Origin of the sequence: Paenibacillus oryzisoli (assembly GCF_001653565.1) — a bacterium.
GTDB lineage: Bacteria > Bacillota > Bacilli > Paenibacillales > NBRC-103111 > Paenibacillus_E > Paenibacillus_E oryzisoli.
The window spans coordinates 394,766-418,388 of record NZ_LYPB01000049.1 but is presented as its reverse complement, the minus strand read 5'-3'; the positions used below and the strand labels follow the sequence as shown (position 1 = coordinate 418,388).

At 42.2% G+C, this 23,623-nt stretch carries 21 protein-coding genes; 17 read left to right on the top strand and 4 right to left on the bottom strand.

The window, feature by feature from the left end:
* The first annotated feature begins 81 nt into the window (after positions 1-81).
* Complete coding sequence (locus A8708_RS07795; protein ID WP_068662916.1) at positions 82-1,989, top strand: ATP-binding protein; 1,908 nt, start codon at positions 82-84, stop codon at positions 1,987-1,989.
* Positions 1,990-2,031: 42 nt separating this feature from the next.
* Here the strand turns inward: A8708_RS07795 and A8708_RS07790 are convergent, their stop codons facing one another.
* The 3 genes from A8708_RS07790 to A8708_RS07780 form a co-directional block, all read right to left on the bottom strand.
* Positions 2,032-2,271, bottom strand: coding sequence for an NHLP leader peptide family RiPP precursor (locus A8708_RS07790; protein ID WP_068662915.1), 240 nt, complete (start codon positions 2,269-2,271; stop codon positions 2,032-2,034).
* Positions 2,272-2,345: 74 nt separating this feature from the next.
* Positions 2,346-3,284, bottom strand: coding sequence for a hypothetical protein (locus A8708_RS07785; RefSeq protein ID WP_068662914.1), 939 nt, complete (start codon positions 3,282-3,284; stop codon positions 2,346-2,348).
* Positions 3,281-5,566: an AraC family transcriptional regulator gene (locus A8708_RS07780; RefSeq protein WP_167355856.1), complete on the bottom strand. Its 2,286-nt coding sequence runs from the start codon at positions 5,564-5,566 to the stop codon at positions 3,281-3,283. Before A8708_RS07780 ends, A8708_RS07785 begins: the two co-directional genes overlap by 4 nt.
* Before the next feature lie 273 nt (positions 5,567-5,839).
* Between A8708_RS07780 and A8708_RS07775 the strand changes: the two genes are divergently transcribed.
* From A8708_RS07775 to A8708_RS07740, 8 genes are all read left to right on the top strand, one after another.
* On the top strand, positions 5,840-6,763 hold the full coding sequence (locus A8708_RS07775; RefSeq protein ID WP_082927329.1) for an ABC transporter permease: 924 nt from the start codon (positions 5,840-5,842) through the stop codon (positions 6,761-6,763).
* 13 nt (positions 6,764-6,776) lie between these two features.
* Positions 6,777-7,667, top strand: a complete 891-nt coding sequence (locus A8708_RS07770; RefSeq protein WP_068662913.1) for a carbohydrate ABC transporter permease — start codon at positions 6,777-6,779, stop codon at positions 7,665-7,667.
* A 75-nt stretch (positions 7,668-7,742) separates the two neighbouring features.
* Complete coding sequence (locus A8708_RS07765) at positions 7,743-9,341, top strand: extracellular solute-binding protein (protein WP_420848539.1); 1,599 nt, start codon at positions 7,743-7,745, stop codon at positions 9,339-9,341.
* Positions 9,342-9,476: 135 nt separating this feature from the next.
* The gene (locus A8708_RS07760) at positions 9,477-9,917 is read left to right on the top strand and encodes a MarR family winged helix-turn-helix transcriptional regulator (RefSeq protein ID WP_068662912.1); all 441 of its coding nucleotides are present in this window, start codon (positions 9,477-9,479) and stop codon (positions 9,915-9,917) included.
* A 39-nt stretch (positions 9,918-9,956) separates the two neighbouring features.
* Positions 9,957-10,877 carry an AEC family transporter gene (locus A8708_RS07755; protein WP_068662911.1) on the top strand — a complete coding sequence of 307 codons (921 nt, stop codon included), beginning with the start codon at positions 9,957-9,959 and terminating at the stop codon, positions 10,875-10,877.
* A 99-nt stretch (positions 10,878-10,976) separates the two neighbouring features.
* The gene (locus A8708_RS07750; RefSeq protein ID WP_068662910.1) at positions 10,977-11,279 is read left to right on the top strand and encodes a hypothetical protein; all 303 of its coding nucleotides are present in this window, start codon (positions 10,977-10,979) and stop codon (positions 11,277-11,279) included.
* 35 nt (positions 11,280-11,314) lie between these two features.
* A complete protein-coding gene (locus tag A8708_RS07745) occupies positions 11,315-11,683 on the top strand; it encodes a DUF423 domain-containing protein (protein WP_068663030.1) in 369 nt (122 codons plus the stop codon).
* Positions 11,684-11,873: 190 nt separating this feature from the next.
* A complete protein-coding gene (locus tag A8708_RS07740; protein WP_068662909.1) occupies positions 11,874-13,733 on the top strand; it encodes a putative bifunctional diguanylate cyclase/phosphodiesterase in 1,860 nt (619 codons plus the stop codon).
* A gap of 43 nt (positions 13,734-13,776) precedes the next feature.
* Here the strand turns inward: A8708_RS07740 and A8708_RS07735 are convergent, their stop codons facing one another.
* Positions 13,777-14,268, bottom strand: a complete 492-nt coding sequence (locus A8708_RS07735) for a hypothetical protein (RefSeq protein WP_068662908.1) — start codon at positions 14,266-14,268, stop codon at positions 13,777-13,779.
* Positions 14,269-14,920: 652 nt separating this feature from the next.
* Between A8708_RS07735 and A8708_RS07725 the strand changes: the two genes are divergently transcribed.
* The 8 genes from A8708_RS07725 to A8708_RS07690 all read left to right on the top strand — a co-directional run bounded on the left by A8708_RS07725 (position 14,921) and on the right by A8708_RS07690 (position 23,615).
* Positions 14,921-15,223, top strand: a complete 303-nt coding sequence (locus A8708_RS07725) for a YunC family protein (RefSeq protein WP_056624253.1) — start codon at positions 14,921-14,923, stop codon at positions 15,221-15,223.
* A gap of 223 nt (positions 15,224-15,446) precedes the next feature.
* Positions 15,447-16,238, top strand: a complete 792-nt coding sequence (locus A8708_RS07720) for a basic amino acid ABC transporter substrate-binding protein (RefSeq protein ID WP_068662906.1) — start codon at positions 15,447-15,449, stop codon at positions 16,236-16,238.
* Between the two features lie 83 nt (positions 16,239-16,321).
* On the top strand, positions 16,322-16,969 hold the full coding sequence (locus tag A8708_RS07715) for an amino acid ABC transporter permease (protein WP_068662905.1): 648 nt from the start codon (positions 16,322-16,324) through the stop codon (positions 16,967-16,969).
* 1 nt (position 16,970) lies between these two features.
* Positions 16,971-17,702, top strand: coding sequence for an amino acid ABC transporter ATP-binding protein (locus tag A8708_RS07710; protein WP_068662904.1), 732 nt, complete (start codon positions 16,971-16,973; stop codon positions 17,700-17,702).
* 239 nt (positions 17,703-17,941) lie between these two features.
* Positions 17,942-20,245 carry a helix-turn-helix domain-containing protein gene (locus tag A8708_RS07705; protein WP_082927327.1) on the top strand — a complete coding sequence of 768 codons (2,304 nt, stop codon included), beginning with the start codon at positions 17,942-17,944 and terminating at the stop codon, positions 20,243-20,245.
* Between the two features lie 293 nt (positions 20,246-20,538).
* Positions 20,539-21,570: a glycoside hydrolase family 88/105 protein gene (locus tag A8708_RS07700; RefSeq protein WP_068662903.1), complete on the top strand. Its 1,032-nt coding sequence runs from the start codon at positions 20,539-20,541 to the stop codon at positions 21,568-21,570.
* 134 nt (positions 21,571-21,704) lie between these two features.
* The gene (locus tag A8708_RS07695) at positions 21,705-22,673 is read left to right on the top strand and encodes an ABC transporter permease (protein WP_068662902.1); all 969 of its coding nucleotides are present in this window, start codon (positions 21,705-21,707) and stop codon (positions 22,671-22,673) included.
* Positions 22,674-22,733: 60 nt separating this feature from the next.
* On the top strand, positions 22,734-23,615 hold the full coding sequence (locus tag A8708_RS07690; protein ID WP_068662901.1) for a carbohydrate ABC transporter permease: 882 nt from the start codon (positions 22,734-22,736) through the stop codon (positions 23,613-23,615).
* Positions 23,616-23,623: the final 8 nt, after the last annotated feature.

Genomic DNA, 23,623 nt, shown 5'->3' with positions numbered 1-23,623 from the left:
AGGCTAAGAAGGAAAGCACATACCCCCGTCGAATTCATTTAATGTAAATAAATTACAGGCGTTCGGGGGGAAGGTGAATACATGCAATTATGGCTTCAAAAGCATCATTTGCGCTGGAAAATAGGGTTAGTTATGATCCTTGGCTTATTATTTATGGCGAATTATGTGATGGCGGAGCAGCCCGAAAGTGTGAAAACGATTCCAAACTGGGAGATGAAGTGGGGGGGGCCAGATGATACAATTCAAGATATCATATCTTCGACTCAGGAAGATTCATGGATAACGATAGAAAGTGGAGCGGAGATGCCAGATAAACCAGATAAGGTGTCTACAGCTTGGATTCATATTCAACTACCAAACCAGCTTCCGAAAGATTATGGCATGTATATTGACGGTATATATGCACAACATGTATCGGTTTACATAGGAGATAGATTACTTAATGAGGTGAAATTTAACTTTCCTTACGACGAACAGCGGAGTTTGCTGCCTATCAGTGCTGAGGACGGTGGGGGAAGTGTTTATTTAAAGCTTCAGACTAGCATGGACCAATTAGGCATACATTCCGATATTCGATTGGATCATTATAGCTTATTAACACGTACATTCATATTTCGGGATTTGCAGAATATTATTCTTGGGTTTGCTTTTCTATTCATTGCTGTTATTATGCTAGTTTGCTCTTTCTTTCTCAAACAGAAACAACGGACAAGCTGGATATCACTTAGTCTGATTATTCTTACATTAGGTATGATCTTTCTTACCTACTCACCTTTCCTTTATGCTAATTTCACGCCTTTTGGTGCTCTAATCGTAAACACTTTTGATGTTTCCTTAGCCGTATTTTTACCATCACTTATTTATTTCTTTGAGAAAATATTCGATAATGGCAAATTTAAATGGATACGTATTTTCCGGAAATTTCAGATAGGCTATTCAGCATTCTGCCTTATTTTAATGGTACTAAATCAGCTCAATCACTATCAACTTTTAGACATATATTCGTTCTTCTCACTGACCTTGTTAAGTGTAATTATGATTCTCCAATTTATATTAATTATTGGTTTGTCCATCGTTTTTGTCATTCGAGGAAACCGAGAGGCTGTCATCTTCTCTTCGGGCTTCGCCATATTTGCACTCATGGGTATCTTTGATCTCATACTCTACTACACGAATAATCAAAAGTATCAGTTCTTCTTATGGAAATTCGGTGTGGTTGGATTTATTATTGCACTTATCGTGATCTTGGGCAGACGTTTCGCCATGAATCAGGAACAGATGTCGAACTATTCCAAGGAGCTGGAATTCTATAATCATCAGTTGCAGCTTTCCGAGAAAATGGAGATGATTAGTTCCTTAGCAGCGTCGGTCGCACATGAAGTAAGGAATCCATTACAGGTTACTCGAGGTTTTCTGCAGCTTGTTGCTGCAAGAACGGATGATAAGAACAAAGAATATATGACGATTGCCATTGAAGAATTAGATCGGGCTTCAGTCATTATTACAGATTTTCTAACATTTGCGAAGCCCCAGCTTGACGAATTAGTAGAATTGAATGTAAGTAAGGAAATTAGTCAAATAGAAGGTATTATCGTTCCTTTAGCAACGCTGAATGGTGGACGAATAATAGTTAATGTTCCTACTGATTTACACATAAGCGGGAATTCATCGAAGCTTAAGCAAATCTTGATCAACATTATTAAGAATAGTATTGAGGCGTTTCAAGCTGATGGACAAATACATATATGGGCTTATGAGAAAAATGAAGAGGTATTCATACATATTAAGGATAATGGCGAGGGAATTGAGCCCATGCAGCTAAGGAAGTTAGGCGAGCCATATTACTCAACGAAGACGAAGGGGACGGGACTAGGGTTAATGGTGACGTTTCGATTGATTGAGATTATGAAGGGGCGTATCGAGTTTAAAAGCCAAAGATACCAAGGTACAGAAGTAATTATACGTTTCCCAAATGTGACAATACATTAAAGAAAAGGTGTTCCGCTGATTGAGCGGGACACCTTTATTATTTTACCACACTATTTCGACTGCATTAGAGGCAACAAGAACTTTGGCTGGGTTTGTAGGGATTACTAAAACGAATTCTGTCGAAGTCTCTTCAACAGCTTTAACCTTGATGTCATCAGGAAGTGTAATGTTAAATGCTTGCTTGAGCGCTGCTTTCGGGTTGGCTAGAAGTTGTTGTTTGAACGCTTCATCTTCCCAAGCTTTTTGAATAATTTTGGCCTTAACGCTTTCATTTGTGGACATTTGTAATCACTCCTAGTCATTTGGGCAATTTTTCCTACAAACAAAAGTATATCATGTTTACATCTATTAATCTATCAAAATCTATCAGAATTAGACAAAAAATAGTAAAATCCACCAGATACTAAAGTCGCTCTTCGTTCTTTGATTTCGTAGGTTTCACGATGAATGTTCTGCACGAGTGTATCATGAAAAGCTAGCAACTGATCCATCCCTACAGACAGGCTTCGCAGGTGCTCATGATGGGAATCAGCTGTGTTCCCATAATCAGCGAAGAAATCATGGACATAGAGCTGCTGCTTGACCATGTCGGGTGTAAGAATATCAGCAGGCGAAAGTAGCAATTGCTTGCGGATGGATGCTAATAAGCAATTATACGATCCATCCACGAGATCCTCTTCCCAGTCAGCCCAATCATCCAACATCTGGAGAGTTACTAGTGTCTGTTCAACGGCTTCCGTTACTGTTGGGATAAGATGCGATTGATTGGCAAGTAGCAGCGCTCCTGTGCTCGCATTTTTAACAGGACTAGCCTTCTTGGCAATTTGATATTTGTCCTCGTGGAAATAATCCGATTGAAGCTCATTCGTTACACTCTTAGACCATTCTAAGATATAAGTTTCGTAATAGTCCCAGAAAGGGGAATTAGAAGGAAACAGCTCGCGATAAATGGAAAGAAATTGGACATGAAATAAGTTTGCGAGCGGTAACTTACTGGCGTGTTCGCCTTTGCTGGCATCCATGATATCGTCTTGAATGAAGTAGTACAGCATCACGAAGATATTCGCAAGAGAAAGCTTGTTGAACGACTCTACAGGCAGCTTGCAGATATCTTTCATCCAATAGGGAAGAAGATAACAGATATAATTCTTGCTGCTACCTTCGTGAGTGGGGTCAAACTTAGCTAAATAGGCAAGACCTAACCCTTCCAATGGAGAAGGAAATCGGCTTACAGTTTCTTTTGCTTCTGCGAAAATAAGATGTAATTGATTTTTGTGATCTTGTAGCCAATTCATCGTTCTTCAATTCCTTTCTGTAGGAGCGTGTTTTCATATTTGAGCTGTTTGCGGAAATCATTCGGCGTGATGCCATTATATTTCTTAAATAAGCGATAGAAATACGAGTCACTTGTGAATCCTGTCCTCTCTGCGATATCAGCAACGGATAGGGATGAATTTAAAAGCAAATCTTTGGATTTGCTCATCCTCACATCTTGAATCACATCGGTTATGGCAGCCATCGTATGCTGCTTATACAAACGACTAATATAAATGGAAGACATGGCGAGCTCATCTGCTATTGAGTTAAGCGACAAGTTCTGATTCGCATAATCCCGATCAATAATGTCGTTCATTTTCTTGATCAGCTCCACATGCTTAGAGCTTCGCTTCTCATCTAACTTCTTCTGAAGCTGGTTGAATACGTCAATGAACTGCACGTTGATTTCTTCGATGATTTCGACATGGGTCAGCGAAGCGACATCAGCATCCAAGTAGAGGGGAAAGGCAAGCGCATGATTCTTGTTGATTGTTGTTAGTACATTATTAACGGTTAAGGTCAGATGGGAAATGGCCAAATGGACGACCGTGTAAGGGTACAGCGATGTTTCATTCACGATCTCCGTGTACAGCAGTTCGGCCTCCTCAGAATCACCGGTCATGAGGCAATCGACGAGTTGTTTCTCCTTTTGAGATGGGAATTTGTACTCCTTGGTGCGATACGCGATGATCTCGTCGGACCAAATGATACAACCATGACCTCGAAACAATCGATGATAAGAGGCCTCCAACAACTGCTTATATAGTTGGAAACACGGAATCGTTTCATCCTGCAACGGGCTTACGGTAATCGAAACAGATAATTTAATGAAGGAAGATATGGATGATTGTATATTGTGAAGCAACGCAGTGAAAGAAAGGGGGTCCCATTTGAAATCCGCTTCTTTCGCAGACAGGAGTAATAGGATTTGATCATCCCCCATATCGATGCCTTCCGCGTGAAAGGTGGAGGAGCTGACTTCGGTACCAATATTCATGATGGCATAGCGTAACAAGGTAAGTTGATCCTTATACGTTCGAGTGCTTTCCTCATATTTATCAATTTTGACCATAAGAAGCAATGAAGGATGGTTAATGGTAATTTTGGAGCCGAAATAGGCTAATTTTGATTTCAAAGCCTGAGGATGGTAGGCATCTCGACCAAGCATAATATTTCTCAGGAAATTTTGTCGTAAAATTTGAAGGTTATCTCGCTTTTCGATTTCTAATGTCTTTAAGCTGCGGATGACCTTATCGATGGGACCGAATAATCGTTTGGACATAAAGAACGAAAGGAGCAGCCCGACTAGAAGAATACTAAGTGAGATATAAATCGTTTTGAGACGCATGTCTCGGATCTCTTTTGTAATAATGGTGTAAGGGGTTGTTCGGACGTAACGCCATCCTAGGGAATCAGGCGCTGTGTACGAAATTAAAGATGGATTATCATTAACGTTATCGACCAAATAACCAGGTGAAGAAGCATGGGCGATAATCTTCTGGATGTAACTTCTATCCCCATAATTGGAAAGTACGGGATTGGATCCATCTGTGGAAATCAGAACGCCTTCTTTATTAATAATAAATTCGTTACTTGCCCGATTATTGGCGATTTTCTTCAATGATTTATTGAAGAATGATTCTGAGATATTCACGACAACGGCAGAATTCAAGGAATTATTCAAATTGATGGCATCATAGCACAAATAGGAATAGATCCCGACAGTAGTTGTTTGCAGTGAGCTTACATTGGTTGACTTGAAGGTTCTTGGAATCGGCAAGAAGGGAATGTAATCCTGAAAATGATCGAGGATATCGACCATGCCAGGGTCGCCAAGGTTGGCTTTCGTTTGGATACCGTTCTGAAAATTGTTCGAGCTGACGTAGAAAAGCTCTGAGGTACCGTTATACACATAAATGGAATCGATAAACGGCATTGCTAGCCGGTATAAATTCAATTGGGCCATGCTGCCTTGGACATCATAAATATCTGGTTTATCGTAAAATAACAATTTACTGATCACGAAATCACGATAAATCTGAAAAGACAGAGAGGTTGCGGTTTCCGTAATGGTTCGAATTTCTTGGCTTGTTTGGAGCAAGGAGTTGGAATCGGATTCGTATACTTGTTTCAGCGCAATATTGTCGAAGTTGAAATAAAGAATTGTAGAGGAGACAAGCAAGGTTATGACGATGGATAAAACAATACTGAGAAGTATGTTGCGGTACATGAATTTGCTTTCTTGATTTCGAAGTATCAAGCTATCCGGCCCCCCCTTTGGTAAAAAAAGTATATCCCAACTTGATTTGGCTTGCAATGGAATCAGATCGCCTCGATGCTGAAAATGCACTAGAAACGCCGAATTCTCCATGAAAGTTTACATTGTGCATATGCGGTTTAGGCTGTTTGGGGTGGGTCCGTTCATAAATGTTAGGTGATCTTCAGTATCCTTGACGGAATAATTCTGTCTATAATTCGAGTATGGCAACTGACAAGATCAACAGGACATATTATCGCAGGGAGGTTTACCAGCATGATCCGAAAGAAAGGTTTTTTCTACGAGTTACGCAAAAATAAATTGTTGTTTCTCATGATAGCGCCAACATTAATTTTCTTCTTTATTAATTCGTACGTACCGATGGTTGGGATCTATTTTGCATTTACCCGGTTTGATTTTAATGGAGGACTTTTTGGGAGTCCCTTTGTAGGACTTGCAAATTTCGAATTCTTATGGAAATCAGGCGTGCTGTGGACGCTAACGCGGAATACGGTAGCCTACAACCTGGCATTCATCGTTTTTTTAAATGTGACAGCCATCTTCTGTGCCATTTTATTAAGTGAAATGACAGGAAAGTTCTTTAAGAAACTTACCCAATCCGTGATGTTCTTACCTTATTTTATTTCATTTGTTCTGCTGAATGCAATCGCTTACAACATGTTTAATTATGACACTGGCTTTGTGAATACAACGCTTAAATCCTGGGGATCAGGTCCAGTGGACATTTATAACACACCTTCTTCATGGGTTTTCCTGTTGATTATGTTCTATGTGTGGAAAAATGTTGGTTATACCATGGTGATTTATCTAGCCACGATAACGGGCATTAGTGATGAGTATTACGAAGCTGCGACGATTGATGGCGCGAACATTTTTCAGCGGATTTGGTTTATTACAATTCCCATGTTGAAGCCAACCTTCATTATATTGCTTTTATTTGCATTAGGCAGCATTATGAAAGGTCAATTCGATCTGTTCTACCAGTTAATTGGGAATAACGGTATTCTGTACAATGCAACAGACATTCTGGACACCTACGTTTTCCGTTCCTTGAAAGTAACATTTGATATCGGTATGGCGACTTCAGCTGGATTGTTCCAATCGATCTTCGGGTTCGTTCTCATTATGACCGTCAATTATCTGATTAAAAAATCCAACGATGAATATGCACTTTTTTAGGAGGTGAGAGCACATGCGCACTAGAGGAATTGATTCGGTTACTTTTAACATTATTGCTTATCTTGTCATTATCGCGTTTTCTGTGATCTGTTTATTCCCCTTCCTTCTAATCATTTCTGGTTCTCTAACGGACAATGAATCGATTATTAAAGATGGATATCATCTCATACCGAGCGTCTTTTCATTGACAGCTTACAAGGCGGTTCTAACATTCCCTGAGAAAGTGCTGACAGCCTATGGGGTTACCATCTTTGTGACGGTGGTAGGAACGGCTCTCGGGCTGTTCATGATGACGATGGCTGGCTATGTGCTGCAAAGGAAAGATTTTAAGTATCGAAATAAGCTTTCCTTCTATATTTACTTTACTACGCTCTTCGGTGGTGGTCTTGTCCCTTGGTACATCATGATGACCAAATATCTGCAGTTAACAGATACGTACGCAGCACTGATATTCCCAGGGTTGATGTCTCCCTTTCTAATTATATTAATGCGCAGCTTCATTAAGTCTTCGATTCCTGAAGAGTTGACCGAGTCTTCCAAGATTGACGGCGCGAATGATTTCACGATATATTACCGAGTCGTTCTTCCTTTAGCCATGCCTGGGATTGCTACTGTTGGATTATTCCTAGCGTTACATTATTGGAACAGCTGGTTTTCAACATCGCTCTTCATTAATGATCAGAACAAATATGAGCTGCAGTATTTCTTGTATAACATCATTAACACGGCTGCTGCGGTTTCACAGCTCGGTGTCTCTACGGGAGTGACGATGAGTCAGGACATTCCATCTGAATCAACTAAACTAGCGATGGCGATTATCGTAACAGGGCCGATTTTATTCCTGTATCCATTCGTTCAACGATTTTTCGTTAAAGGCCTAACCATAGGCGCTGTAAAAGGTTAGAACTGTTACGGAATTGTTCCGTCAGCTAACATAGATGGTTTCATCCAATTTGATATGAGTACAAATAAAGGGAGGATTCACATGAAAATGAATGCGAAGAAGATGTACAGTGTGTCAATGGCTTTAGCGCTTGCCGGCTCCGTTGTTGCAGGGTGTAGCAGTTCTACATCCACAAGTTCACCAAGTCCTTCCACAGCCCCAGCAACAAAAGCGCCAGAGGCTTCAGCAGCAGCGGCTACAGCTAAACCAGCAGGAATAGACACATCGAAGAAGGTTGAATTGCAATTCTATATGTTAGGACCTGCACCGAAAGATCTTCCGATCATCGAAGAAGAAATTAACAAGCTGGCCTTGAAGGATTTGAACGCAACGGTCAAATTCAATTTCACAACATGGACGGATTGGGATCAGAAATATAAGCTGCTATTATCTTCCGGTCAAGCGGTGGATTTGATCTTCACAGCAGAATGGACACAGTATCAATCCTACGCCAAAAAAGGAGCTTTCTTAGCACTCGATGAGTTACTTCCGAAAGCAGCGCCTAAATTGAATAGCTTCGTACCGAAGGACATGTGGGAAGCTGTCAAAATTGATGGCAAAATCTACACCGTTCCTGCCACGTATAAAGAGTATGTAACGACAGGCTTCATCTGGCGTGAAGATCTCAGAGAGAAATTCAATTTGCCGAAACCAGATTCGCTAGCAAATTTTGAAGCGTATTTGGCTGGAATTAAGAAAAATGTGCCTGATATGGTACCGCTGGCTGCAAATAGTGATGTGAAAGGAAGTCTGTCTGACCAATACAAGAATTTAACAATTGATCCCATTGGTGCTGTTCCCTACGGCTTGAACATTGGATATAAAACGCCATCCGAAGTTAGCACATACTGGGGTTCAACAGAGCACTTGAATGAGTTGAAAGCCATGAAGAAATGGCAGGATGCTGGCTACATTACGAAGAACGTTCTGAACACGAAAGATGCGATGACAGATTTAATTACGAGCGGTAAAGCAGCAGCGAACTTAGGAGATAATCCGAGCCGTTTCAATGATCAAAAGTTGAAAATTGCTTCTACACACCCAGACTGGAAGCTTGAGTATTATCCAGCGCCAATGATTAAAGGGCACGCCGAGCCCGTTCACCCGATTCACAATGGCTTCGCGATTCCGAAAAGCAGTAAAAATGCGGAGCGTGCACTTGCTTTTTATGAAAAAATGGTAACGGACAAAACATACAATCAATTGACCGAGTATGGTATCTTAGGCAAAAACTACACGGTTGATAATGGGTACTACACGATGATCGGTGACACGAACAGTAATGGTTTCCCTAGAGAAGCTATGCAGGGCTGGGCTTGGAGAAATCCTGAGTTTATGTTATTCGATAAAGGATACGACGGTGTGAAGAAGATCTTCGCTGATCTGGATAAAATTGCAACACCGGATAAATACACGGGCTTTGCAGAAGACTACACCAGTTATCAAGCAGAAAGAGCAGCACTAGAGCAAGTGGAGAAACAATATCTGTATCCACTGGAGGCAGGACTCGTTGCGGATGTTGAAGGCGGACTGAAAACATTTATGGAGAAAGCGAAAGTGGCAGGACTTGATAAAATTCAAGCAGAGTACAAGAAACAATGGTTAGAGTATGTGAAAAGTCAGAATATTAGATAGGTAAACTTACAAAACGCGGATGTGTACCCAATGAATGGGGGCTCATCCGCGTTTTGTATTGACAGTCGGGCGCTTTTTGTTTAAATTGGAAGCAAATCGATTGTTCACAATACGACGGAAGGAAAGGAAACGACGATGAGCAGCAGTGAATTTTTGAAGCTGGAGAATCAGCTTTGTTTCAGTCTATATGCAAGCTCCAGAGCGATTACCCGTATGTATCGCCCTCTTCTAGAGGAGCTTGGTATCACCTATCCGCAATACTTGGTACTGCTTGTGCTCTGGGAGCAAAAGGAGAGCACGGTGAAGGAGCTTAGCGAAAAGCTTGACCTGGATTCAGGTACACTGACTCCAATGCTCAAACGAATGGAAACGCAGAAGTTGCTTGTTCGGAACCGTTCACAGGAAGATGAGCGGGTAGTTCTCATACGTATTACAGAAGCCGGGCTAGCTCTCTATGATCAGGCGTTATGCATTCCGCAAACACTGTTCGCTTCAAGCGGCCTATCACAGGAAGAAATTGTGAGTTTTAATGAGCAGTTGAAACGAATCATCACAAGTGTTAATGCGACCATGTAAGGAGCATCATGGGGATTCTCGATGAATTGAGGCTAGGTAATGAATTATTTCGCGTATATCTTAATCAATAATATTGTTCCGATCTGTATCATGATCGCGGTGGGCGTGACCATGTATCGGGCCTTTCAGCTTGATATTCGAACGCTCTCCAAGCTCAATTTCTATGTGTTTTCACCAGCGCTGGTTTTTGTAAAGCTATATGAATCCGAAATGAGTCTCTCGATTCTCATGCAGGTACTCTTGTTTTTTGTCATTTTCTTCAGCCTTCTATTTGCAACTATTGAAGTGATTATCCGCATACAGAAGTTGCAGCGCGGTATGCGGATCGCCATGCGGAATAGCGTTATCTTCTATAATAGTGCGAATTATGCGCTGCCGCTGAATCAAACTGTATTCGGTGGCAACGCCTATACACTCGCTATCCAGATTGTTATTATGATTATGCAGACGCTCATCCCTAATACTTACGGGATATACACGTTAAACGCACATAAGGCTAGTTGGAAAGCAACCATGAAAACGATTCTTTCTTTACCCGTCATATATGCCATTCCAATAGCACTCTTATTGCGTTATTATCATGTGCCGGTACCATCTTCGATCAACATTCCTTTGAACTATATTGCAAATGCCTTTATGGCAACGGCGCTATTGACGTTAGGCGTACAGCTTGGCGCTATGAAATGGACGTTTCAGTTCTCGAATGTCTTGTTGTCGAATATGTTGCGATTGGCGATCGGTCCGCTGTTAGGCTTTCTGGTTGTGTGGATGTTGGGGATTGAAGGCCTGACCGCGAAGGCGTTGGTTCTGTCCTGCGCAGTTCCTACTTCATTAAGCAGTGTACTCCTTGCCATTGAGTATGAGAATGAGGCAGAGTTTTCTTCCCAAGCGGTGTTTACTTCGACATTATTCAGCATGTTTACGATACCGATTGTCATCTATTTATTGGATTTTATGTGAACATGATGGGGAATTATAAAAAATAGCAGGAATATCGACGTTTTTTGGCGAATGGGTACATATACCTAAACACATCCAATCCAAGGGGGAGTTTTTACGATGAGATACCAATTTTGCCAGTACGTTACGATTGTCGATATGAATGATGAAATTATGTCCGAGGTAGTATTTGAACATGGAGAATATGAATCCAACGCTGTCTCGATTGGTTCTTCCGTTCTGATTCACCAGCTAGGTTTAAAGCAGTTTGATGTTGTTTATGACAAGCGTGAAGGCAAGACAATTCGTTATAAGATTGAAGATATTGAAGTGAATTTAATCGAGCAGCCTACGGTTACGCGAGTTTTCTTAGAGCCAGTTCGATTAATTGTAGGTCAACATGATATTGGTGAAGTCGAGTAGTTCATCACAGCAAGGAAAGGAAATGTAGTCTTATGATGAAATTGTTTTTAATTCTCGGAAGCCTGAATGCTTTCCTATCTGTCGCGTTAGGTGCGTTTGGTGCCCATATTCTAAAAGCGAAAATTCCAGATAAGATCGATGTGTTTCAAACAGGCGTTCATTATCACATGATTCATGCGGTTGCTTTACTTGTGATCGCACTGCTCGCGGACAAGCTAGGAAACACTTCACTGGTGAATGCCTCAGGATGGGCAATCTTCATTGGAATTATCTTGTTCTCTGGCAGTTTGTATGGATTAAGCTTGACGGGCATTAAAGTATTTGGACCTATAACACCGCTAGGTGGATTGAGCTTTCTAGTCGGTTGGATTTTGCTAGCCATTGCAGCTTTTAAAATAAATTAGCAAAATGAGCCGGAGAAATCTGGCTCTTTTTCGCATTTCATGACCAGTTAGCAGGAAATGGCACGACCGTTGTCGAAAGTAAACAAAGATTGGAAATATACGCGAAGTCAATTAACATCATTTGGAAGCCAAGATCGGAATCAATGAAGGCTTTTCAATTGAACATAGAAGTCTAGAAGGGGGCGAATTCGTGAACAATCGGCTCTATATTGGTGTATATGTCGTCGTAGCCATATGCGCTAGCATTTTCGTAAAGCCGTACGCCCCATGGATTTGTCTCTTGGGTGCATTCGCGTTGCTGTATATATTGCGTCCTAAGCAATCGCTGCCTCAAGCGCAGATCTCTAAGGAACTCCCGAGAGATCATGCGTATCTGAGTGTACTGGATTCGCTATTTGAACATAACCCCAATGCGATTGGGATTTTCAATGATGAGGGCAAATTCATTCGTATGAATCAAGCGGTTGAATCGATTCTGGGATACCCGGTAGCAGAATTGTTACATCAACCTTTTACGAACATTGTAACGGAAGAACAGTTAGAGCTTACCAAGCGGCAGTTGCAGCAAAGCCGCAATGGCGTTCCGTATACGTTTGATACGGCGGTGCTGCATCAGCGGGGGTATCGCGTCGATCTGCATGTAACAGCGGTTCCTGTCGACATTCATCACCATGCCAAAGGGAACATATTGATTTGTCAGGACATTACCGAACGTAAACGTGGTGATGAGCAAGTCCGATATATGGCCTATTACGATGATATGACGGGACTTCCGAATCGCCGGTTATTTAAAGATCATTTGAACGAACGGCTTCGTCTGTGCAAAGAAGATGGACATAAGGTTGCAGTGTTTTATTTGGACATTGATCGCTTCAAACTTGTAAACGATAGCTTTGGGCATGACTATGGCAACATGCTTCTGTTGCAACTCGCAGAACGGTTCACACGTTGTTTGACCGCAGAAGATTTCTTGGCACGTACGGAAGGTGACGAATTTGCCTTTTTCTATTCCAATGTGGAAGATGCGAACGATGTGATGACAGTCATTGCCGAAATTAATCGTGTCTTGGAGAAGTCCTTCCTCCTTGAACAATATGAACTGCACGTCACGGCAAGCATTGGCGTCGCTATTTCCTCTGATGATACGGATGAGGCCGACGAATTGATGAAATACGCGGATATCGCCTTAGCCAGAGCCAAAGAGAAGGGCAGAAACGATTTTCAGATTTTCAATTCGGACATGAAATCTGTATCTCTTAATCGTTTGAGGATGGAGAATGAGCTGCGCAGAGCGTTAGCCCATGAAGAATTCGAACTGTACTATCAACCGCAGGTGGACATCGGATCGGGGCGCATTGTAGGTGTGGAAGCATTAATTCGGTGGAATCACCCAGATAAGGGGATGGTCATGCCTACACATTTTATCCCATTAGCGGAAGAAAGTGGATTGATCGTACCTATTGGCGAGTGGGTGCTCCGCGCAGCTTGTAAACAAAATAAAACATGGCAGACCGAAGGGTATGCCCCTATTCCGATTTCCGTTAACTTATCAATGAGACAGTTTTTCCAGCATAACCTGATAGGTAAAATAAGTCGTGTGCTTGAACAGACAGAACTTGAACCGCAATATTTGGAATTGGAAATTACCGAAAGTATGACGATGGATGTAGATCATGCGATTCAATCACTTCTTGAATTAAAAGAACTTGGTGTGAATGTGAGCATCGACGATTTCGGAACAGGGTATAGCTCGCTATATTATTTGAAGAAATTTCCGATTGATAAGCTGAAGATTGACCGCTCCTTCGTTCGCGATATTATGGTAGATCCGAATGATGCTGCTATTGTCGCGACCATTATAGCTATGACGCACCATTTAAATTTGAAGGTTATTGCGGAAGGTGTAGAGACCGAAGAGCAGTTGGAATTCTTATATCAGAATCGATGTTATGAAGTCCAGGGCTATTGGTTTAGTCCTCCTGTCGATCGTATAGAGCTTGAGCACATGCTAAGACACGGCATATCTGTTGCAGCGGCATCAAGCGAATAGAAAAAGGTACCCAAGCAGATTGTTTGCAAGGGTACCTTTATTTTTAATTTGAGGCTACATAATCATCGATTTCATTTAACTTAAAGAGGTAGACCTTCTTTTCATCCACATGATAGACAGTCACATTCTGGCTGCTCGCGTCGAAATTGAGGATGCGACAAGGGAGGTTCAGTTTAATACCTTGCGCTTTGATCACCGTCAAACGAATCAAGGTATTGTTCGTTTTGAAACTCTCTAGCTGATCAACAATGTGATTGGCGGCTTCAGAATGACTCGTTCTGGCAGCAACAGTAGGCGTAGGAACGACAGGCTTTTTATTTGTATGTAAGGAACTGGGGATTCCTTGCTTCTTATTTAATTCAATAAGTTGGCCTAGCTGTATGCCTTTAAGAATTTGGTAGTCTTTGACCGTGTCTACATTTAATAAATGAAGTAGCTTTTCCATTGCCAGGCCATTGGTTCCATCTTCAATTAAAATCTCTACGGTGAATAGATGTCCATTCTTCGGACTTGTGTTTGGATCCCGTGGGTTCATCATAGCCTCCTTACTGCACTGAAATCGCACTCAACCTAACTATATCATGATATCATAAGCAAATGTAGCCTCGATTTCGAGCAGAGAAAATAAATCGTTATTTCGGAGGTACCGCTATAAATATTTATACAGCGAGAAAAGAATTGAGTTTAAAATGGATCGAGGCAGAACAGAACTCATTCTCAAAGAAGCAGAAAAGGAATATGAATGATTTGTAAGCCAATTTACGTCCGATTACCAACTCCAGTCAACTTGAACGAATATTAAGAAGGAAGGTTGCGCTATGAAATGGATTGTACTTGTTATCCTCCTACTAAGTGTGCTTCTTTTGGTGTATAAACTCACTTTCAAAATTAGAAATAAGGTTGAGACGACGAAGATTATTCAAATGTCCCTTTACGGGAAGAAAGTATCCAAAGTGAACAAACAGATGTGTTCGTTTTGCCGTAAAAAGGAAAGAAAGCTAAGTTTCTATTCTGACGAACAAGGAAGAGTTGTAGGCGTTTGTCAAGTATGCAGACCTCAAGCTGAGCGGAGAGCTTTAATGAGGTTATGAATAGAAAATCACACAGAATCTTTACAGTGACCTCACACCGTATTAGCCACAGGCGCATATACTACCGTAAGACTGCGAAGAGGAGCTGTGCAGAGCATGATGCGCGTAGAACCCATTCTTCTTGAAGGACATACAGCAATCGCGATAGAGGTTAAATTGCCGAAAACGACCTTGCTAGTGGTGACAACGGATAAAGGTTACATTATGTGTGGAGCCCTCGATGTGGCGCTGCTCAACGAGCGATTAAGTGACAGGAATATTGTAGCGGCACGTGCTACCGGGGTTCGAACGATCGAGGAGCTATTGGAAGCACCGCTTGAATCAGTAACCTATACGGCGGAGGACCTGGGCATTGTAGCTGGGATGACAGGACGAGAAGCGATACTTAAAATGATGTAAGAGGGATGAATCAGCAAGCTCGAGCGCTTGGGTCAATGGACCTGAGCGTTTTTTGTATTATGCAAAATGACAAAACCGTCTAAGCTATCTGTGCATGAAACTGAAAATGAAGAATAAATCACACTTCCTGCAATTTCCTAGCCTTTTTTAAGTATAAAAGTATTGTTATTTTATTGACCAAGTGTTAATATATGATTCGTCCATTACATAGAACGGGGGAAAAATGATGAAAAAGTTAATAATTTCTGTAGTAGCAGCAGCTTTAGTTTTGACAATGGCAGGTTGTGGCGCGAAGGATAGTGGTGGTACCAAAATTAAATTTGCAACAGATGCAGCATATGCACCGATGGAATATATGGATAAAGATAAGGTGGCCGGTTTCGATATTGACTTCCTAGCTGAAGTAATGAAAGAAGCGGGACTATCTTATAGCGTTACTAACACGGGTTGGGATACGATGCTGACGAGTGTTCAACAAGGCAAAGAATATCAAGCAGGTATTTCTAGCGTATCCATTACGGATGAGCGCAAACAAACGTATGATTATTCAGCTCCTTATTTCGAATCAACGAACATGATTCTTGTTAAAGAAGGCAGCCCGATCAAAAGTGCGCTTGATTTGAAAGACAAGAAAGTAGCGGTTCAAATTTCGACTACGGCCGATACGCTTATGACGAAAATCATGGGTGGAGATAACAAGTCCCTGAAACGTATGGATAATAACACGCTTGCCCTAATGGAACTTGAAAGTAACGGTGTTGACGCGGTTGTTGCGGATATTGCTATTATTCGTGAGTATGTTAAAAATAATCCAAACAAAAAATTCGTTTCGATTGCTGACGCGAAAAACTTCGAATCCGAGTACTACGGTATCTTGCTTCCTAAAGGCAGCGATCTGAAAGCAAAGCTGGATCCAGCAATTAAGAAAGTAATTGAGAACGGCAAGTATGCGACTGTGTACAAAAAATGGTTCGGTCAAGAGCCTGATACGAAAAAATTGCTCGACCAAAAATAAAAGTTCAAGGGCATGCGTGACTTAACCTTACGCATGCTTTTCTTCTATGAGTAGCAAAATAATGAATAGAAAGGACGTGTGGAATGGATTTTCGCTTTGATATCATACTTGATTATGTCCCTTTGCTGCTGAAAGGTACGCTATGGACGATTGGTATTTCCATTCTATCCATCTGTTTCGGGTCTGTATTGGGTCTTGCAGTTGGTTTAGGTAAAATGTCACGCCGCGGCTATCTAAGGTGGCCGACAAGTATATATGTTAACTTCTTCCGCGGCACCCCGTTGTTGGTTCAAATCCTGCTTGTTCACTTTGGCGTAGTGCCCTTATTCTTAGGATCTACGAATCCGATTATCGCTTCCATAGTAGCGTTGTCGTTGAATTCCGCAGGATATATGGCAGAGATTTTCCGTGCAGGTATTCAATCGATTGATAAAGGTCAGACGGAAGCCGCGCATTCACTGGGTATGACGCACTTCCAAACGATGAAATCAGTTATCTTACCGCAAGCGATTAAACGCATGATTCCACCTTTCGGGAATGAATTTATTGTGCTTATCAAGGATTCCTCGTTGTTCGCGATTATCGCGGCGCCGGAGTTGATGTATTGGTCGAATGCGATGCGAAGCCAGTATTTCAAAGTGTGGGAGCCGTATTTGACAGCTGCACTTATTTATTTCATTCTTACTTACTCTCTTAGCAAGCTTCTTGGCTATATCGAAAGGAGAGTATAACATGACTGCTTTAATTGAAGTAAAGAACCTGAAAAAAGCGTTCGGAGATAACGTTGTTCTCCGGGACATCAGTACGGAAATTCGGCACCAGGAGGTGCTGGTTGTGATTGGCCCTTCCGGTTCAGGGAAATCTACGTTCTTGAGATGCTTGAACTTGCTGGAGCAGCCCAATGGTGGAACGATCACGATCGATGGTCGCAATCTCATGGACCCTACGAACAAAATTAATGAGATCCGCATGGAACTAGGTATGGTTTTTCAGCGGTTTCATCTATTCCCGCATATGAAGGTTATTGATAATATTATGCTTGCGCCGCTCCAGGTAAGGAAATGGCCGGAGGATAAAGCAAGGAAGAAAGCCCTGGAGCTATTGGCTAAGGTTGGACTCGCTGATAAAGCAAACGCGCTTCCGGATTCTTTATCAGGTGGACAGGCGCAGCGTGTTGCGATTGCACGTGCACTTGCGATGGAGCCGAAAATCATGTTGTTCGATGAACCGACATCGGCGCTTGATCCTGAGATGGTAGGCGAAGTGCTAGCGGTGATGAAGCAATTGGCCAAAGAAGGCATGACAATGGTTGTCGTTACGCATGAAATGGGATTCGCGCGTGAAGTTGGCGATCGTGTCATGTTCATGGAGCAGGGTGTTATTGTCGAGGAAGGTAACCCGCAACAAATTTTTGAGGCACCTACGCAGGAACGTACGAAGTCGTTTTTGTCCAAAGTACTATAGTGGTTATGTAAGAAGGCTCGCGCTTAGCGCGGGCTTTTTTGTATATCGCGCCTGCCGAACTGCGCAATTCTCACCCCGTTTGAGACGAGATAATAACGAATATCAAATGGTAGAAGGTTATGCAGATGATCATGAGTTAATGGACATATCTAAGGAAAGAGCGTTATCATGGTAAAGGATAGGTTAAAATGTCGTGGTCAAGCAACTTTGGAATATTTACATAAGGGGGAAATGATTTCGTGTATAGAAGTAGGCGCTTTCGAAATAATTGGATTATGATTCTCCTCATTTCCAGTATTCCTGGACTTGTCTTTGGAGGTTTAATGAATTGGCTGGCAGGAGGAGAACTTGAAAACGATCTCCTTCAAATGCACAATAAGCAGATTCAACTGAGAGCAGCCAATATAGACGAGCAGTTCTCTTACTTGGAAACGTCGGTACTTCATTGGGCATTCGATCCCAATTTCAGTTACTCATTAGCGAGTTTAAGTCTATCGCGCGATTTTGAGATTGCTCGCAACATTACACAGACTTTAGCCAATATGAAAGGTGCCAATCCACTGGCTATTAAAACTGAGTTGTATTTGGAAGGGGCAGCTCCTGTACGATTTCATCCGCAATATGAGGCATTAACGGATGCTGCGCAGATCGACGGGTATAGGAAATTGTTCGCACATGATAAGAACGTGTTCTGGTCAGAGATTACGCCCGAATCGGATTCTCCAAGTGATAAACCTTTATCTTTAATGATAAAAATACCTGAAACCGATGAGAGGCCCTTCGGTATCATTGTTGTCACGATCGAAACGAAGAAGGTCGTCAAATTACTGCAAACGTTGGCCCCTTATGACGATGGGGGGACGTTCTTGTTGGATGAGAATGGCGAGCAACTTCTATCTAGCTCAGGGCAACCTTCAGCGTCGCAACTGGAAGAAGCCATTAAGAGTGAGGTTCTTGCCAACAAGACCAAATCAGGATCATTCCTATTTGATTGGAATCAAACGACCTATACGGTATCCTTTGGGACGATGCCACGCATTGGTACCGATTGGAAGTATGTAACCGCATCGCCCATTAGCGCGATTACCAAACCAGTTGTTATTATTTCTAAACTAGTTTTGACTTTGAGCATCGCGATGCTGCTTCTCGCAATCGTGTTATCTTGGGTAGCTTCACGACGCATCTATACGCCTATCGCCCAGCTAGTTCGCATGCTGACGGGAAATACAGCTATAACGGGGTCAGGGAACGAACATCACGATGACTTTAAAATAATTGAGAAAGAATGGCTGCACCTGACTAGAGAGAGCATGACGCTTCAGAATAAGCTCGAACAGCAACTTCCTCATCTCAAGGAGGGCTTCCTGCTTCAACTAGTTCATGGGTATCTCTATTCATATTCCGAGCAGGCTCTTCTTGAGAGGATGCGCAATTTCGGCTGGTCGGTGGATAATCGGCATTACGCCGTGCTGTACATCCATTTGAGCGGATTTGAAAACTTGGAAGGACGCTTCTCTTCTGGCGATGAAGGTCTTGTCACCTTCGTTGCTGCGAATATTACAAAGGAGCTCGCGGCAAGCCGTTTCGAGCAAGCGGAAGTGATGAATTTCCAAGATTTATCGGTGGGTCTCCTCCTAATCGTTCCGGATGAAAGCGAAACCGATTTAAAAGAAGCATTCAGAACCTTTAGTCAGGAACTGACTCAAGCCATACATCATGTGCTTAATGTGTACGTCTCGGTTACAATTGGTGGTACTGCCTTATCTGTCATTCATGTTCCTTCCCGATTTGAGGAAGCCATGCAAGCAACCAGCAGACGTCGCTTCGAGAATCGGAATCAAATTATCGATTTGGAGTCCTTGGATGAGCAGGATAAAGAGAATCAGGAGATTCATTATCCTTTTGCACTCGAACGAGAAATCATTCAAGCGCTTCGTACATCCCAGAAAGATGAGGCGAAACAGCTTATTCAGACCTTCATTGAAGAGCTGATTGAACGCGGTGCTACAATGATTGATATTCACCAGGGAGCGCTCCAACTGCTTGGGAGTATCTTGCATGCTATTCGACTTGCGGGTCTGGATCTAAACCATATGTTTAAATCGGCGAATTTGTACGAGCAACTGATGCAAATCGGAGATCAGCAGAAAATGATCGCTTGGTTTCATGACAAAGTCGTGAGCCCTTGCATGCTCGAACTGGAATCGCGCTCCGACTCGCAAGTGAAAAAGACCGTAGAAACTGCGATGATTTATTTGCAGAACAATTATATGAAGGAAATATCGCTAGACAGTTGTGCCGATCATGCAGGGACGAATACGGTTGCGTTAAGCAAAGCGTTCAAACAGGTTAATGGTAAAAACTTTATCGACTATTTAACCGAACTGCGCATTGATAAGGCGAAGGATCTGTTGAGTCAAACGGATTTGAAAATCAATGACATCGCCGAGAAGGTTGGCTATCAGCCAAGTTATTTTAACCGGATCTTTAAGAAACAAGAAAGTATAACACCAAGCCAATATCGGGATTTATACCGAAAGTAATAGCATTGTACTCACAAGCCGCCAAGTAATGGCGGTTTTTTTGTATACTACGACTGAAAAAAAGTCTTATTTCTGTAAAAAAAGTGAGAATTCCCGTCATCGCTGGAACTAAAAAAGTGTTGTTGAAGGAAATTTCAGCAGAGATTAGTCTTGAACCAAGCGGACCAGGTTACAAATTGAATTTGGAGAGGAGCACGATGAGATGGGGCAGCCTATGCAGCCAACCGGCGCAATGATGCGGGGTTAAACAGGCCATTTTAGATGTTCGGGGAGGAATTTTTCTGAAATATGTAATGTTCAATGAAACGGATATTAAACAAGCTATCGATCGGGTTGTAACAAGAACTTTTCAGATGGATATGACATGGGATTGGCCCGCTGGAGTCGCTTTCTACGGAGTAGGACAAGCTTATCTGGCTACAGGAGAAGTGAAGTATTTGAATCAATTGCAAATGTGGATTGATGAGCAATTGGAGGACGGTATACCTGATTTAACGGTCAACGCGGTATCCATCGGTCATACGCTATTAACACTTTACGAGCAGACCAAAGAGGATAGGTATCTGGAAGTAGCCGTCCAAATGGCGGAATTCTTGCGAACCGATGCTGTTCGCTTTGCGAATGGCGTGTTTCAGCATACGGTATCGCAAAACTACGATTTCCCGCAGCAGGCTTGGGTCGATACGATGTTTATGGCTGGATATTTTCTTATCCGAATCGGTACATTGCTTCGTAGAAACGATTGGCTAGAGGATGGTTTATTGCAGTACCATGCTCACGAGCGCTTCTTGCAGGATCCTGATACGAATCTGTATGCTCACGGTTGGGATCATATCGCCCAGAATAACATGTCTGCGGTGTATTGGGCACGAGGGAATGCCTGGGCGGCATACACGATGGCGGAAGCTCTTCATATTGTAGAAGTCACACATCCATCTTATATGAAAATATACGATTCACTACGAGATCAACTGAGCAGCATCGTTCGGCTTCAATCCATTCATGGTCTCTGGCATACCGTATTGAATGATCCGACTGCTTATGAGGAAACATCAGGCTCGGCGGGTCTTGCCGCTGGATTAATCCGATATAACGAAGCCATTGGTGCCCCTATGTATAATGCATTTATTCAGAAGGCAATGCCTGCCCTGTTATCGAAAATATCGAATAACGGTACCGTATTGGACGTATCGGCAGGAACGGCTGTGATGAAAGATGCTGACGGCTATATAGGGGTTGCCCATCAGCGAATACAAGGGTGGGGTCAGGGCCTTGCGTTGGTGTTCCTATCTTCGCTGCTTACGTATAAATGGGTTAAGGAATAATACTTTCTTTCTGAATTCATACTATTTTGGAGAAAACGATTTCAAAAAAGTGTTATTGTCAGAAATTTTTGAATCTTATAGTGTGGGACATAGAGAGCCACAAGTTACAATTTGAATTGCGAGGGAGTGAGAACATGATCAAAACTTCAGATGCTGAACAACACATCGTGCCTGTCCCATCCGTTAGAACTTCCAAGCGAAGTACGTTAATAGCTAAAGTGATACGAGATAAATATTTGCTGCTGTTGGTTCTACCTGGACTAGCTTACTTTATTATTTTTAAATATGTTCCAATGTGGGGGATCCTGCTAGCCTTCAAAAATTATCAACCTTATGTCGGTTTTATGAAAAGCGAGTGGGTCGGGCTCGATAATTTCAAACAATTTTTTCAAGATCCTGTCTTCTTCAAATTGATACGCAACACGCTTCTGCTTGGCTTGTACGATATGGTGTTTTTCTTCCCAGCACCTATCATCCTTGCGATCTTGCTAAACGAAGTTCGCAAATCTTTTTATAAACGTTTTATTCAATCGCTAATTTATATCCCGCATTTTATTTCGATGGTTATCGTTGCGAGTATTTCTTATCTTCTTCTGACGACAGAAGGTGGCGTCATCAATGAATTGATGCTGAAGCTATTCGGTCATAAAGTCGACTTTCTAACGAGTGAAAGTTGGTTTCGTTCCATGATTATTACACAGAGTATTTGGAAAGAGATGGGTTGGGGAACGATCATTTTCCTAGCAGCGCTTGCGGGGGTAGATCAAGAGCAATATGAAGCGGCCATCGTCGATGGAGCAAATCGATTTCGCCAGCTGTGGCACATTACACTGCCAGCTATTCAAGGAACGATCATTGTCGTGCTGATTCTACGAATGGGTCACTTTATGGACCGTGGATTTGAACAAGTATTATTGATGATTAATCCTTTAAACAGATCGGTCGCTGAGGTGTTTGACACGTATGTTTACACAGCGGGGATCATTCAAGGCGCGTTCAGCTACAGCGCGGCAGTAGGGCTATTTAAAGCCATTATCGGAGTCATTCTTGTTTTTACAACGAATTATTTAGCCAAAAGGGCTGGACATTCCGGCATATTCTGATAGTAGCACATGTTTACGAAGTCAGTTTTGCTATCGCGAAGCGCTGAGGAGGAGAGTACGATGAACACACGTCATTTGTCTGTAGGCGAAAAATTATTTGATATCGCCAATTATTTGTTTCTTGCTATCGTCGCGCTAGTCATGATCCTTCCGGTCATGTATATCGTGGCGGGATCGTTCGCAAGTGATCTCGAGATAGGGAGCAGATCCTTTTTCCTTATTCCCAAAGACATCACATGGGATGCCTATAAATTCGTTTTTAAAGATAATACGTTACCACGAAGTTTGGGAGTATCCGTATTTATTACGGTTGGGGGTACGCTTGTCAATCTATTTTTTACCTTTACGATGGCCTATGCGTTATCGCGGAGACATATGATTGGCCGAAATGTCTTCATGAACCTAATCATCTTCACGATGGTGTTTAGCGGCGGCATCATTCCTACTTATCTAGTTGTTAAAAGCTTAGGGCTGTTGAACACCTACTGGGCTGTTATGCTGCCTGTTGCGATCAACGCCTTTAATTTGATTGTTATTAAATCATTTTTTCAGGAAATTCCTAATGAACTGATAGAATCGGCCCGAATTGATGGGTGTAACGATATTGGTGTGCTGTGGCGAATTGTTCTACCGCTTTCTAAACCAGTTATCGCAACTTTCGCTCTTTTCTACGCGGTTGCACATTGGAACGATTTCTTTCATGCACTGATTTATTTATCAGACGCCAAGAAGTGGCCGATGCAGGTACTATTACGGCAAATTGTACTCATGGCAACAGGCTCGCTAGAAATGGGAACTTATGATCCTACTTACGTAAAACCTCCGGATCAATCGATTAAAATGGCAATTATCGTTGTTGGGACATTACCGATTTTAATAGTTTACCCATTTATTCAAAAGTATTTTGCTAAAGGGGTTTTAATTGGTGCGGTAAAAGGTTAGCTATTTTC

Bases quoted from the DNA above. Each gene is read 5' to 3' on its own strand.
- A8708_RS07720 (WP_068662906.1), top strand. From the start codon at position 15,447: ATGATGAAAAAGTTAATAATTTCTGTAGTAGCAGCAGCTTTAGTTTTG.
- A8708_RS07690 (WP_068662901.1), top strand. From the start codon at position 22,734: ATGAACACACGTCATTTGTCTGTAGGCGAAAAATTATTTGATATCGCC.
- A8708_RS07700 (WP_068662903.1), top strand. From the start codon at position 20,539: ATGTTCAATGAAACGGATATTAAACAAGCTATCGATCGGGTTGTAACA.
- A8708_RS07770 (WP_068662913.1), top strand. From the start codon at position 6,777: ATGCGCACTAGAGGAATTGATTCGGTTACTTTTAACATTATTGCTTAT.
- A8708_RS07750 (WP_068662910.1), top strand. From the start codon at position 10,977: ATGAGATACCAATTTTGCCAGTACGTTACGATTGTCGATATGAATGAT.
- A8708_RS07735 (WP_068662908.1), bottom strand. From the start codon at position 14,268: ATGAACCCACGGGATCCAAACACAAGTCCGAAGAATGGACATCTATTC.
- A8708_RS07790 (WP_068662915.1), bottom strand. From the start codon at position 2,271: ATGTCCACAAATGAAAGCGTTAAGGCCAAAATTATTCAAAAAGCTTGG.
- A8708_RS07755 (WP_068662911.1), top strand. From the start codon at position 9,957: ATGAATTATTTCGCGTATATCTTAATCAATAATATTGTTCCGATCTGT.
- A8708_RS07760 (WP_068662912.1), top strand. From the start codon at position 9,477: ATGAGCAGCAGTGAATTTTTGAAGCTGGAGAATCAGCTTTGTTTCAGT.
- A8708_RS07715 (WP_068662905.1), top strand. From the start codon at position 16,322: ATGGATTTTCGCTTTGATATCATACTTGATTATGTCCCTTTGCTGCTG.
- A8708_RS07710 (WP_068662904.1), top strand. From the start codon at position 16,971: ATGACTGCTTTAATTGAAGTAAAGAACCTGAAAAAAGCGTTCGGAGAT.
- A8708_RS07795 (WP_068662916.1), top strand. From the start codon at position 82: ATGCAATTATGGCTTCAAAAGCATCATTTGCGCTGGAAAATAGGGTTA.
- A8708_RS07695 (WP_068662902.1), top strand. From the start codon at position 21,705: ATGATCAAAACTTCAGATGCTGAACAACACATCGTGCCTGTCCCATCC.
- A8708_RS07775 (WP_082927329.1), top strand. From the start codon at position 5,840: ATGATCCGAAAGAAAGGTTTTTTCTACGAGTTACGCAAAAATAAATTG.
- A8708_RS07725 (WP_056624253.1), top strand. From the start codon at position 14,921: ATGATGCGCGTAGAACCCATTCTTCTTGAAGGACATACAGCAATCGCG.
- A8708_RS07785 (WP_068662914.1), bottom strand. From the start codon at position 3,284: ATGAATTGGCTACAAGATCACAAAAATCAATTACATCTTATTTTCGCA.
- A8708_RS07745 (WP_068663030.1), top strand. From the start codon at position 11,315: ATGAAATTGTTTTTAATTCTCGGAAGCCTGAATGCTTTCCTATCTGTC.